The organism is Streptomyces sp. NPDC046881 (genome assembly GCF_040645015.1).
Classification (GTDB): Bacteria; Actinomycetota; Actinomycetes; order Streptomycetales; family Streptomycetaceae; genus Streptomyces.
The window spans coordinates 14,942-27,427 of the sequence record NZ_JBEYXJ010000069.1 but is presented as its reverse complement, the minus strand read 5'-3'; the positions used below and the strand labels follow the sequence as shown (position 1 = coordinate 27,427).

9 protein-coding genes are annotated in these 12,486 nt (G+C 72.9%); 1 reads left to right on the top strand and 8 read right to left on the bottom strand.

What is annotated here, in order from left to right; genetic code table 11:
- Position 1: 1 nt before the first annotated feature.
- The 7 genes from ABZ923_RS27520 to ABZ923_RS27490 form a co-directional block, all read right to left on the bottom strand.
- On the bottom strand, positions 2–988 hold the full coding sequence (locus ABZ923_RS27520; protein ID WP_361476517.1) for a WYL domain-containing protein: 987 nt from the start codon (positions 986–988) through the stop codon (positions 2–4).
- A gap of 58 nt (positions 989–1,046) precedes the next feature.
- On the bottom strand, positions 1,047–3,749 hold the full coding sequence (gene aceE / locus ABZ923_RS27515) for a pyruvate dehydrogenase (acetyl-transferring), homodimeric type (protein ID WP_361476515.1): 2,703 nt from the start codon (positions 3,747–3,749) through the stop codon (positions 1,047–1,049).
- Positions 3,750–4,029: 280 nt separating this feature from the next.
- On the bottom strand, positions 4,030–4,653 hold the full coding sequence (locus tag ABZ923_RS27510) for a GntR family transcriptional regulator (protein WP_356160086.1): 624 nt from the start codon (positions 4,651–4,653) through the stop codon (positions 4,030–4,032).
- Between the two features lie 183 nt (positions 4,654–4,836).
- On the bottom strand, positions 4,837–6,651 hold the full coding sequence (sucB, locus tag ABZ923_RS27505) for a 2-oxoglutarate dehydrogenase, E2 component, dihydrolipoamide succinyltransferase (RefSeq protein WP_361476513.1): 1,815 nt from the start codon (positions 6,649–6,651) through the stop codon (positions 4,837–4,839).
- A 61-nt stretch (positions 6,652–6,712) separates the two neighbouring features.
- A complete protein-coding gene (gene lpdA / locus ABZ923_RS27500; RefSeq protein ID WP_361476511.1) occupies positions 6,713–8,101 on the bottom strand; it encodes a dihydrolipoyl dehydrogenase in 1,389 nt (462 codons plus the stop codon).
- A 291-nt stretch (positions 8,102–8,392) separates the two neighbouring features.
- Positions 8,393–9,937 (bottom strand): leucyl aminopeptidase, encoded by a 1,545-nt coding sequence (locus ABZ923_RS27495; protein ID WP_361476509.1) that lies wholly within the window; start codon positions 9,935–9,937, stop codon positions 8,393–8,395.
- A gap of 225 nt (positions 9,938–10,162) precedes the next feature.
- A complete protein-coding gene (locus ABZ923_RS27490; protein WP_361476507.1) occupies positions 10,163–10,924 on the bottom strand; it encodes an adenosylcobinamide-GDP ribazoletransferase in 762 nt (253 codons plus the stop codon).
- 60 nt (positions 10,925–10,984) lie between these two features.
- Here ABZ923_RS27490 and ABZ923_RS27485 point away from each other — a divergent pair, with 60 nt between their 5' ends.
- Complete coding sequence (locus ABZ923_RS27485) at positions 10,985–11,749, top strand: hypothetical protein (RefSeq protein ID WP_361476505.1); 765 nt, start codon at positions 10,985–10,987, stop codon at positions 11,747–11,749.
- On the opposite strand, the gene ABZ923_RS27480 is transcribed toward ABZ923_RS27485, so the two are convergent.
- Positions 11,689–12,468: a hypothetical protein gene (locus tag ABZ923_RS27480; RefSeq protein WP_361476503.1), complete on the bottom strand. Its 780-nt coding sequence runs from the start codon at positions 12,466–12,468 to the stop codon at positions 11,689–11,691. The genes ABZ923_RS27485 and ABZ923_RS27480 overlap by 61 nt on opposite strands.
- Positions 12,469–12,486: the final 18 nt, after the last annotated feature.

The window sequence follows — 12,486 nt, the reverse complement described above, 5'->3', positions numbered from 1 at the left end:
GTCAGCCGGCGTCCCCGCGGGCGTACCGCGCCGCCAGCCGGGCCGCGTCCGCGGCGCACCGCTCCCGCAGGCTCGCCGGAGCCAGCACCTCCGCCTCCGGCCCGAGCGCGGTCAGCTGGCCGTGCGCGACCTCCTCCGACTCCACAGGCAGCGTCACCGTCACCCAGCCCTCGGCGTCCGGGGCGCCCGCACCGGCCAGCGCCTCCCGGGCGGCGAGCGGATCGACGGCGTACGGCAGCCGGCGCACCCCGTCCGCGGAGAGCCGTACGACCACCTCCGCGCGCAGGATCGACCGGGCGAACCGCTCGGCGTGCTCGGCCCAGTGCGCGGGCAGGTCGAAATCCGCTGCCCGGTGGAAACGCTCGGCGAGGGCGTCGACGGCCTCGAACCGGTCGATCCGGTACGTCCGGAAGGAGCCGCCGCCGGCCACCCGCGCGCACAGGTACCAGACGCCCGCCTTCAGCACGAGTCCGTACGGCTCCAGCGTCCGCTCGACCGCGCCGTCCCCCCGCCGGTAACGGGCGCGCAGGCAGCGGTCGTCCCACACCGCCTCCGCGACCACGGGCAGCAGCGCGGGCGCCTCGGGCTCCCGGAACCAGGCCGGGGCGTCCAGGTGGAAGCGCTGCGCGGCGGTGTCCGGGGCGTCCCGCAGCGAGGGCAGCAGCGCCGCCGACACCTTCAGCCGGGCCGCCGAGGCGACGTCCTGCAGACCCATCTCCCGCAGCGCGCCCGGCACCCCGCTCAGGAACAACGCCTCGGCCTCGCTCCGGGCCAGCCCGGTCAGCCGCGTCCGGTACCCGCCGACCAGCCGGTACCCGCCGGCCCGACCCCGGTCGGCGTACACCGGCACCCCGGCCTCCGACAGCGCCTGCGCGTCCCGCGTCACGGTCCGCTCTGACACCTCCAGCTCCCGCGCCAGCTCGGCCGCCGTCATGGCGGGCCGGGACTGGAGGAGCAGAACCATCTTGATGAGACGAGCGGCGCGCATGCGCACATCATGCAAGAGGCCCCCGGCGAAGCGGGGGCCTCCTCAGGAGAGCGGTGCCTTACAGCCCGTACTTCTCCCGGGCCTCCTTGACCGCCGTCGCCTTGACCTCGCCGCGGCGGGCCAGCTGGGCGAGGGCCGCCACGACGATCGACGGGGCGTCGACGCCGAAGTGGCGGCGGGCGGCCTCACGGGTGTCCGACAGACCGAAGCCGTCGGCGCCCAGCGAGGACCAGTCCTGCTCGACCCACTGCGCGATCTGGTCCGGAACCTGGCGCATGTAGTCGGACACCGCGAGGACCGGGCCCTCGGCGCCCTGGAGCGCCTGGCGGACGTAGGGCACCCGCTCCTCGCCGCGCAGCAGCGCCGCGTCGGCCTCCATCGCGTCCCGGCGCAGCTCCGACCAGGAGGTCGCGGACCACACGTCGGCGGCCACGCCCCACTCCTCGGCGAGCAGCTTCTGCGCCTCCAGCGCCCAGTGGATCGCGGTGCCCGAGCCGAGCAGCTGGATGCGCGGGGCGTTGGCGACGACGGTGATACCCGCCGACTCCGCGGTGTTGAAGCGGTACAGGCCCTTGACGATGCCCTCGTCGATGCCGAGGCCCTGCGGCTTCGCCGGCTGCGGCAGCGGCTCGTTGTAGACCGTCAGGTAGTAGAAGACGTTCTGGTCCTCGCCCGGCTTGGCCTCGCCGTACATCCGGCGCAGACCCTCACGGACGATCACCGCGATCTCGTAGGCGAACGCGGGGTCGTACGTCAGCGCGGCCGGGTTGGTCGCGGCGATCACCGGGGAGTGGCCGTCGGCGTGCTGCAGGCCCTCGCCCGTGAGGGTCGTACGGCCGGCCGTCGCGCCGACGAGGAAGCCGCGGCCGAGCTGGTCGCCGAGCTGCCACATCTGGTCGGCCGTGCGCTGCCAGCCGAACATCGAGTAGAAGATGTAGAACGGGATCATCGCCTCGCCGTGCGTCGCGTACGCGGTGGACGCGGCGATGAAGTCGGCCATCGAACCGGCCTCGGTGATCCCCTCGTTGAGGATCTGGCCGTTCTTGGCCTCCTTGTAGTACATCAGCTGGTCGCGGTCGACCGGCTCGTACGTCTGGCCCTTGGGGGAGTAGATCCCGAGGGACGGGAACAGCGACTCCATGCCGAAGGTGCGCGCCTCGTCCGGGACGATCGGCACCCAGCGCTTGCCGGTCTCCTTGTCCCGGACCAGGTCCTTGACCAGGCGGACGAAGGCCATGGTGGTGGCCACGTTCTGCGAGCCGGAGCCCTTGTCGAAGGAGGCGAAGGTCTTCTCCGCCGGGGCGGGCAGCGCGGGCAGCGCGTGCGTGCGGCGGGCCGGGGCCGGGCCGCCGAGGGCCGCGCGGCGCTCCTGGAGGTAGCGGACCTCGGGGGAGTCGGCGCCCGGGTGGCCGTAGGGCACCACGCCGTCGACGAAGTCGCTGTCCTTGATCGGCAGCTCCAGCAGGTCGCGCATCGCCTTGAACTCGTCCACCGTCAGCTTCTTCATCTGGTGGTTGGCGTTCTTCGACGCGAAGCCCTCGCCGAGGGTGTGGCCCTTGACCGTCTGGGCCAGGATCACGGTCGGCGCGCCCTTGTGCTCGACGGCCGCCTTGTACGCGGCGTAGACCTTGCGCGACTCGTGGCCACCGCGGGAGAGGTGGAAGCACTCGAGGATCTTGTCGTCGCTCAGCAGCTTCGCCATCTCGGCGAGCGCCGGGTCCTTGCCGAAGAAGTCCTGGCGGATGTAGGCGGCGTCGCGGGTCTGGTACGTCTGGATCTGCGCGTCCGGTACCTCGCGCAGGCGGCGTACCAGCGCGCCCGTGGTGTCCAGCTGGAACAGCTCGTCCCAGGCGGTGCCCCACAGCGTCTTGATCACGTTCCAGCCGGCGCCGCGGAACTGGGCCTCCAGCTCCTGCACGATCTTGAAGTTGGCGCGCACCGGGCCGTCGAGGCGCTGCAGGTTGCAGTTGATGACGAAGGTGAGGTTGTCCAGCTCCTCACGCGCGGCGAGCGCGAGAGCCGCCGTCGACTCCGGCTCGTCCATCTCGCCGTCGCCGAGGAAGGCCCAGACGTGGGACGCCGAGACGTCCTTGATGGCGCGGTTGGTGAGGTAGCGGTTGAAGCGCGCCTGGTAGATCGCGGAGAGCGGGCCGAGGCCCATCGACACCGTCGGGAACTCCCACAGCCAGGGCAGGCGGCGGGGGTGCGGGTAGGAGGGCAGGCCGTTGCCGCCGGCCTCCTGGCGGAAGTTGTCGAGGTGGTGCTCGTTCAGCCGGCCGTCGAGGAAGGCGCGGGCGTAGATGCCGGGGGAGGCGTGGCCCTGGATGTAGAGCTGGTCACCCGAGCCGTCGCCCTCCTTGCCCTTGAAGAAGTGGTTGAAGCCCGTCTCGTACAGCCAGGCCGCCGAGGCGAAGGTGGCGATGTGGCCGCCGACGCCGTACTTCGAGCCGCGGGTCACCATCGCGGCCGCGTTCCAGCGGTTCCAGGCGGTGATCCGGGCCTCCATCTCCGGGTCGCCGGGCACGGAGGGCTCGGCGGAGGTGGGGATGGTGTTGACGTAGTCGGTCTCGAGGAGCTTCGGCAGCGCGATGCCGCCCGCCTCGGCGCGCTCCAGCGTGCGGCGCATCAGGTACGCGGCGCGGTGCGGCCCGGCCTCCCTGGCGACGGCGTCCAGGGAGGCCTGCCACTCGGCGGTCTCCTCCGGGTCGCGGTCCGGGAGCTGGTCGAGCGCGCTCGGCTGGATGGCGTTGGGGTCGGTCATGTCGCCGCCTTCCTCAGTCGAAGGGGGTTCCCTCATCGGTAAGGGTTCGGGGGTGCCCTTGGTCTTTGGCAGGACAGGGCAGCGGACCTCGGTGGAAGTCCGTCGGCGACTGTAACTCCCTGATCGATGATCGATCAAAGGGTTGAGGGGGAAAAAGTCTTGATTCCGAGAAAGTAGGCACCCGGTGCCTTCAGTGATGGCACCGGGTGACGCGAAATCGCCTTGTTTTCGCAGGTGAAGCGGCGTTTGAGCGAGGGCTCGCTCGACTGAACCAAGCCCGTCACGCCCGCGGCGCGCAGCCGAGGACGTGCGCCTTCACCAGCTCGGCGATACGCGGATCCCGCCGCTTGAACGCCTGCACCAGCTCCTCGTGCTCCTCCGCGTACGACTGCTGGACCGTGCCCAGCCAGCGGATGGACAGCGCCGTGAACACCTCGATGCCCAGGCCCTCCCAGGTGTGCAGCAGCACCGAGTTGCGCGCCGCGCGGACCAGTTCGCGGTGGAAGCCGACCGTGTGGCGCACCTGGGCCGTGCCGTCCGCCTCCCGGTCGGCCTCGTACAGGGCCAGGACGTGCGGCTCCAGCGCCGAGCAGTCCTCCGCGAGGCGCTCCGCCGCCAGCTCCGCCGCGATGGCCTCCAGGCCGGCCCGCACCGGGTAGCTCTCCTCCAGGTCGGCCGCGGTCAGGTTGCGCACGCGGACGCCCTTGTTGGGGGCCGACTCGATCAGGCGCAGGGACTCCAGCTCGCGCAGGGCCTCACGGACCGGGGTCTGGCTGACCTCCAGCTCGGTGGCGATGCGGCGCTCCACGATGCGCTCGCCCGGCTGCCAGCGCCCGCTGACGATCCCCTCCACGATGTGCTCGCGGATCTGCTCGCGCAGCGAGTGGACGACGGGCGCGGTCATGAGGGCTCCTTAGGGAGGGCTGACGTTTAGACAATAAGGCCGGTCCGCTCCGCGGGTAGGGCGCGTGGGGGTGCTTTTGCGCAGGTGAGACAAGGCTTACACGCCCGGCATGCAGACAAACGCGAACACCCCGCCCGGAAGGTTCCGGGCGGGGTGCCGTACGGCCTGATCGGCGACTACGGGTCAGAGACCGAGCTCGACCTCGAACTCGCCCGCCTCCAGGATCGCCTTGACCGCCGTCAGGTACCGGGCCGCGTCGGCGCCGTCGACCAGGCGGTGGTCGTAGGAGAGCGTCAGGTAGGTCATGTCGCGGACGCCGATGACCGTGCCCTCCTCGGTCTCGATGACGGCCGGACGCTTGACCGTGGCACCGATGCCGAGGATCGCGACCTGGCCCGGCGGCACGATGATCGTGTCGAACAGCGCGCCGCGCGAACCGGTGTTGGAGATGGTGAAGGTCGCGCCGGACAGCTCGTCCGGGGTGATCTTGTTGGCGCGGACCTTGCCGGCCAGCTCCGCAGTGGCCTTGGCGATGCCCGCGATGTTGAGGTCGCCGGCGTGCTTGATGACCGGGGTCATCAGGCCCTTCTCGGAGTCCACCGCGATACCGATGTTCTCGGAGTCGAAGTAGGTGATCGTGCCCTCGGCCTCGTTGATCTTGGCGTTGATGACCGGGTGGGCCTTCAGCGCCTGGGCCGCCGCCTTCACGAAGAACGGCATCGGGGAGAGCTTGACGCCCTCGCGCGCGGCGAACGAGTCCTTGGCCTGGGCGCGCAGGCGCATCAGGCGGGTGACGTCGACCTCGACGACCGACGACAGCTGGGCCTGCTCGTGCAGCGCCTTGACCATGTTGTCGCCGATGACCTTGCGGATCCGCGGCATCTTCACGGTCTGGCCGCGCAGCGGGGAGACCTCCAGCGCGGGGGCCTTCCTGGCGGCCGGGGCGGCGGCAGCGGCCGGAGCCGGAGCGGCGGCGGCGGCCTTCGCGGCCTCGGCGGCGGCGATGACGTCCTGCTTGCGGATACGGCCGCCGACGCCGGTGCCCTTGACGGTGGCCAGGTCGACGCCGTTCTCGGCGGCGAGCTTGCGCACCAGCGGGGTCACGTACGCACCCTCGTCCGTCGCCTGGGTGGCGGTCGGGGAGGTGGGCGCGGTGGCCGGGGTGACCGGAGCCGGGGCGGGCGCCGGCGCGGGAGCCGGGGCCGCGGCGGCGGGCGCCGGAGCCGGAGCGGCGGGGGCCGGAGCCGGAGCGGCCGGAGCCGGGGCCGGGGCGGGCGCCGGAGCCGGAGCGGGCGCCGGGGCGGGCGCCGGCGCGGCGGCGGGGGCCGGGGCGGCCGGAGCCGGAGCGGCGGCCGGGGCGGCACCCGGGGCGCCGATGACGGCGAGCTTGGCGCCGACCTCGGCGGTCTCGTCCTCGCCGACCGTGATCTCCAGCAGCACACCCGAGGTGGGCGCCGGGATCTCGGTGTCGACCTTGTCCGTGGAGACCTCGAGCAGCGGCTCGTCGGCCTCGACGGAGTCGCCGACCGACTTCAGCCAGCGGGTGACGGTGCCCTCGGTGACGGACTCGCCGAGCGCGGGCAGGACCACGTCCGTGCCCTCGGCGGCATCGGCCGCGGCGGCCGGGGCGGCCTCGGCGGCGGGGGCCGGAGCCGGGGCGGCCGGGGCCTCGGCGGCGGGGGCCGGCGCGGGCTCGGCGGCCGGAGCCGGGGCGGGGGCCTCGGCGGCGGCGGGGGCCGGGGCGGCGGCGGGCGCGCCCGTGCCGTCGTCGATCAGCGCCAGCTCGGCGCCGACCTCGACGGTCTCGTCCTCGGCGACCTTGATGGAGGCCAGCACGCCGGAGGCGGGGGCCGGGATCTCGGTGTCGACCTTGTCGGTCGAGACCTCGAGCAGCGGCTCGTCGGCCTCGACGCGTTCGCCCTCGGCCTTCAGCCAGCGGGTGACAGTGCCCTCGGTGACGCTCTCACCGAGCGCCGGAAGGGTTACGGAAACCGCCATGGTTTCGGTTGCTCCTAACGAATTGCGGAAGTCTGTGTCGTCGCGCCCGTTGACCGAAGGCTCAGTCGTGGGAGTGCAGCGGCTTGCCGGCCAGGGCCAGGTGGGCCTCGCCGAGCGCCTCGTTCTGCGTCGGGTGGGCGTGGATGAGCTGGGCGACCTCGGCCGGCAGCGCCTCCCAGTTGTAGATCAGCTGGGCCTCGCCGACCTGCTCGCCCATGCGGTCGCCGACCATGTGGACGCCGACCACGGCACCGTCCTTGACCTGGACGAGCTTGATCTCGCCCGCGGTCTTGAGGATCTTGCTCTTGCCGTTGCCCGCCAGGTTGTACTTCAGAGCGACGACCTTGTCCGCGCCGTAGATCTCCTTGGCCTTGGCCTCGGTGATACCGACGGAGGCGACCTCCGGGTGGCAGTACGTCACCCGCGGGACACCGTCGTAGTCGATCGGAACGACCTTCAGACCGGCCAGACGCTCCGCCACCAGGATGCCCTCGGCGAAGCCGACGTGCGCGAGCTGGAGCGTCGGGACGAGGTCGCCGACGGCGGAGATGGTCGGAACGTTGGTCTGCATGTACTCGTCGACGAGGACGTAGCCGCGGTCCATGGCGACCCCGGCCTCCTCGTAGCCCAGGCCCTGCGAGACCGGGCCGCGGCCGACGGCGACGAGGAGGACCTCGGCCTCGAACTCCTTGCCGTCGGCGAGGGTGACCTTCACGCCGTCCTGGGTGTACTCGGCCTTCTGGAAGAACGTGCCGAGGTTGAACTTGATGCCGCGCTTGCGGAACGCGCGCTCGAGCAGCTTCGAGGAGTTCTCGTCCTCCACCGGGACGAGGTGCTTCAGGCCCTCGATGACCGTGACGTCCGAGCCGAAGGACTTCCACGCCGAGGCGAACTCGACACCGATGACACCGCCGCCGAGGATGATCGCGGACTTGGGCACGCGGTCCAGGACGAGGGCGTGGTCGGAGGAGATGATGCGGTTGCCGTCGATCTCCAGGCCCGGCAGCGACTTCGGCACCGAGCCGGTCGCCAGCAGGACGTGGCGGCCCTGGATGCGCCGGCCGTTCACGTCCACGGAGGTGGGGGAGGACAGCCGGCCCTCACCCTCGATGTACGTCACCTTCCGGGACGCGATGAGCCCCTGCAGACCCTTGTACAGGCCCGAGATCACGTCGTCCTTGTACTTGTGGACGGCCGGGACGTCGATGCCCTCGAAGGTGGCCTTCACACCGAACTGCTCGCTCTCGCGGGCCTGGTCGGCGATCTCGCCCGCGTGCAGCAGGGCCTTGGTGGGGATGCAACCCCGGTGCAGGCAGGTGCCGCCGACCTTGTCCTTCTCGATCAGGGCGACGTCCAGGCCCAGCTGCGCCCCGCGCAGGGCCGCGGCGTAACCACCGCTACCACCGCCGAGGATCACTAGGTCGAAAACGGTGCTGGCGTCGTTCGCCACGTCACGTCCTCCATGCATGTGCGCCGTACGCCGGTCTCCGATGACCGGCAGGCGGCTGGTGTCCGGCCGCTTGATGCTTCGGCCCTTCGGTGGGGGCCCTGTCCTGCCGGGCTCCATCTTTGCACTTGTCGGAGGCGATCGAGACGCCGGGCTGGTGTGTGAGACGTCCCACGTCCCCTGGAAACGGACGGGACTGCCGCACCGGCGAAGGGGCGTGGGGAACCGCGCGAGCAGCCCTCCACGCCCCGGGAGCCGCGAGACGACATCGCGGCCCGAGTCGGTGGGCGACCGTCAGCCCAGGTCACCCGCGGCCGTCAGCTCGGCGAGCCGGACCAGCGTCCGCACCGCCGACCCCGTGCCGCCCTTGGGCGTGTAACCGAACGGCCCGCCCTCGTTGAACGCCGGCCCGGCGATGTCGAGGTGCGCCCACGTGATGCCCTCGCCCACGAACTCGCGCAGGAAGAGGCCGGCGACCAGCCCGCCGCCCATCCGCTCGCCCATGTTCGCGATGTCGGCCACGGTCGAGTCCATGCCCTTGCGCAGGTGCTCCGGCAGCGGCATCGGCCAGGCCGGCTCGCCGACCTCCTCCGCCGCCTCGTACACCGCGGAGCGGAACGCGTCGTCGTTGGCCATGACACCGAACGTCCGGCTGCCCAGCGCCAGCATCATCGCGCCGGTCAGCGTGGCCACGTCCACGATCGCGTCCGGGCTCTCCTGCGAGGCCGCCCACAGCGCGTCGGCGAGCACCAGCCGGCCCTCGGCGTCGGTGTTGAGCACCTCGACCGTCTTGCCGCTGTACATGCGCAGCACGTCGCCCGGGCGCACCGCGGAACCGGACGGCATGTTCTCGGCCAGCGCCAGCCAGCCGGTCACGTTGACCTCCAGCCCGAGGCGCGCGGCGGCGACGACCGCGGCGAACACGGCGGCGGCACCGCTCATGTCGCACTTCATCGTCTCGTTGTGGCCGGCCGGCTTCAGCGAGATGCCGCCCGAGTCGTAGGTGATGCCCTTGCCGACGAAGGCCAGGTGCTTCTCCGCCTTCGGGTGCCGGTACGACAGCTTCACCAGGCGCGGGGTGGCCGCCGAGCCGCCGCCGACGCCGAGGATGCCGCCGTAGCCGCCCTTGGCCAGGGCCTTGTCGTCGAGCACCTGCACCTTGAGACCGTGCTCCTTGGCCGCGGTCTGCGCGATGCCGGCGAAGACGGCGGGGGTGAGGTCGTTCGGCGGCATGTTGATCAGGTCGCGGGCGCGGTTCAGCTCCTCGGAGACCGCGACCGCGCGGGCGAGCGCGCCCTTGTGGGCGGCGTCGCGCGGCTTGCCGCCGAGCAGCGCGGCCTCGGCCAGCGGCGCCTTGCCGTTCTTGGCCTTGGCGTTCTTGGCGTCCTGGGCGCCGCCCTTGTAGGTGTCGAAGGAGTAGGCGCCGAGCAGGATGCCCTCGCTGATCGCGCCGATGGCGCCGGGGCCGTCCACGGGCAGCGCGAACGCGGCCTTCCGGGACCCGGTGAGCGCGCGGGCGGCCACGCCGGCGGCCTTGCGCAGGGCCTCGGCGTCGTAGCCGGCGTCGGCGTCCTTGTCGTCGGGCTCCGCGCCGAGGCCCACCGCCACCACGAGCGGGGCCTTGAAGCCGGCCGGTGCGGGCAGCTTCGTCAGCTCGCCCTCGGCACCCGAGGCGCCGAGGGTCTCCAGAACGCCGGCCAGCTTGCCGTCGTACGCCTTGTCCACGGCCTCGGCGCCCGGCGCGACGACGGGCCCCTGGGCGCCCTTGGCGACACCGATCACGATCGCGTCGGCCCGCAGGCCGGGCGCCGCGGCGGTGCTGAGAGTCAGAGCAGTCACGGTGGTGAATTCTCGCTTCCGATGTGAAGTTGCAGTGGCCGAAATGGGGTGGGTCGACCGGGCCCGAGAGCCGACCCTAGGTCCAGGCCTGGGGACAGGTGGCAACCGGGGCCTTCACCCTGTCGGCGAACACCCGGAACGAGACTACGCGCGTGGGTGCGTTCGCTCAGTCCCTCGGGTGGCAGAACGGGCGGTACGACGACCGGCGCGCCGGGCCGGAAACCGTTAGCGACCGAGAGCCAGCACCACGAGAACGACGGTCGCGGCCGTCTCGGCGACCGCGCCGAACACGTCCCCGGTCACCCCGCCGAACCTGCGGACGCACCGCCGCAGCAGCACCTCGGCCCCACCGGCCCCCGCCACCACCGCCGCGGCGACCCACGGGCCCGCGACGGCGGCCACCGCCGCCACCCCCACCACGGTCCCCAGGGCGACAGCCCCCGGCACCACCCCGGCCACCGCCGCCCCCAGCCCCTCCGGGCGGGCGGCCGGCACCCCCGCGCGGGCGGCCAGGGTGAGGGCCAGCCGGGCCGTGACCGCCGAGGCCACGGCCGCCACCGCACCCCGGGCCCACGAGTCGCCGTAGAGCTGCGCCAGCACGGCGACCTGGGCCAGCAGCACCAGGACGAGGGTGAGCACCCCGAACGGCCCGATGTCCGACTGCTTCATGATCCGCAGCGCGTCCTCGGCGGGCTTGCCGCTGCCCAGCCCGTCGGCGGTGTCGGCGAGCCCGTCCAGGTGCAGGCCCCGGGTCAGCACGGCCGGTACGGCGACCGAGGCGACGGCGGCGAGCAGCGGGCCCGCGCCGAGCAGGAGCAGCAGCACACCGAGCCCGGCCGCGCAGCCGCCGACGACCAGCCCGGCCACCGGGGCCGACAGCATGCCCCCGCGCGCGGCCACCCGGTCCCAGCGGTGCACCCGGACGGGCAGCACCGTGAGGGTGCCGAAGGCGAACCGGAGACCGTCCAGGGGGGAGGATTTCTGCACCGGCGCAGGGTACCGGGCGGCCGGAGGGCCACCCACGGGTGCCGGGGATACAGTGCGCACATGGGGCACTGGTGGGTGCGCAACATCGTCGAGCCGGGCAAACTCCCGCTGCTGCTCGCCCTCGCCGCCTTCGTGCTGACCTTCGTCGCCACCCGGGTCGTCACCCGCCTGATCCGGGCCGGCAAGGGCCCGTTCGGCAACGTCAAGGCGGGCGGGCTGCACATCCACCACGTCGTGCCCGGGATCGTCCTGACCCTCGTCGGCGGCTTCGGCGCGGTCGCCAGCGACCGGCACGGCGCCGGCGGGACCGTCTCCGCCGTGCTGTTCGGCATGGGCGCGGGCCTGGTCCTGGACGAGTTCGCGCTGATCCTGCACCTGGACGACGTCTACTGGACCGAGGAGGGCCGCAAGAGCGTCGAGGTCGTCGTGCTCACCGCCGCCCTCGTCGGCCTGCTCCTCGGGGGCTTCGCCCCGTTCGGCGTCAACGACCTGTCGCAGGAGGAGCTCCAGGACCGCGGCGGCGCCCTCGCCACCATCTCCGGGAACTTCCTCCTGTCGCTCATCGCCCTCGGCAAGGGCAAGGCCCGCACCGCGCTCTTCGGGGTGATCGTGCCGCTGGTCGCGCTGGTCGGCGCGGTCCGGCTCGCCCGCCCCGGCTCCCCGTGGGCCCGCCGCTTCTACGGCCGCCGCCCCCGCGCCCGCGCCAGGGCCGCCCTGCGCGCCTACCGGCACGACCGCCGCTGGGTCCGGCCGAGCCGCGCCGTTCAGGACTGGATCGGGGGCAAACCCGACCCGCGTCCGGCCCGCCTGCCCGACCACAGGTGACGGCCGGGACGGCCCGGCCGGCTCGCCCGCTGCTGCCGCAGCGCCGCCAGCAGGCACAGCAGCCCCACCGCCATCAGCGCGGCCAGGTGTTCCTTGCCCGCCAGGTTCTCCTTCACCAGCACCTCGACGACCATGGCCAGGGTCACCGCACCCGCCGTCGCATAGGCGCCGTACCGCCAGGCCACGAACACCGCGAGCCCCACGACGGCCGCCGACGGGCCGGTGTCCACCACCTGCCCGTCGGTCCACGGCAGCCCGAACGGGGCGTGCCCGCCGAGGGTGACGCCCAGACGCGCGTACAGGGTCCCGGCGAGCGTGGCGACGTAGGCGATGGTCAGCGTCCGCCCCCAGCCCAGGCACAGCTCGGCGATCCCGAACACCAGCAGGATCTGCGCCAGCGCCCCCCACACCGGCAGGTCCAGCGCGGGCACGAACAGCGACAGCGGGGTGCGCAGCAGGGCCAGCCACAGCGGGTCGTCGGCCCGTACCGCACCCAGGTTCTGCACCGGCAGATAGCCCCACGGCTGGTTCTGCACGTACTGCAGGAACGCCGTCAGACCCACCGCGGCGAGCGTCATCGGGACCGCCGCCGGCCCCCGGTCCCGCAGGGGTCCGCGCACGGCGGCGTACAGCGGCCCCCACTCGGCACGTGCCCAGCGGGCCGGGGCCCTCACGGCACGTCCCTCGTCGAACGTTCCCCCGTCAAGCGTTCCGGCCATCGAGCGTTCCCCCGTCGA

Coding starts and splice junctions, on each gene's coding strand:
- ABZ923_RS27520 (WP_361476517.1), bottom strand. CDS start 988: ATGCGCGCCGCTCGTCTCATCAAGATGGTTCTGCTCCTCCAGTCCCGG.
- sucB (WP_361476513.1), bottom strand. CDS start 6,651: ATGGCGGTTTCCGTAACCCTTCCGGCGCTCGGTGAGAGCGTCACCGAG.
- aceE (WP_361476515.1), bottom strand. CDS start 3,749: ATGACCGACCCCAACGCCATCCAGCCGAGCGCGCTCGACCAGCTCCCG.
- ABZ923_RS27485 (WP_361476505.1), top strand. CDS start 10,985: ATGGGGCACTGGTGGGTGCGCAACATCGTCGAGCCGGGCAAACTCCCG.
- ABZ923_RS27510 (WP_356160086.1), bottom strand. CDS start 4,653: ATGACCGCGCCCGTCGTCCACTCGCTGCGCGAGCAGATCCGCGAGCAC.
- ABZ923_RS27480 (WP_361476503.1), bottom strand. CDS start 12,468: ATGGCCGGAACGCTTGACGGGGGAACGTTCGACGAGGGACGTGCCGTG.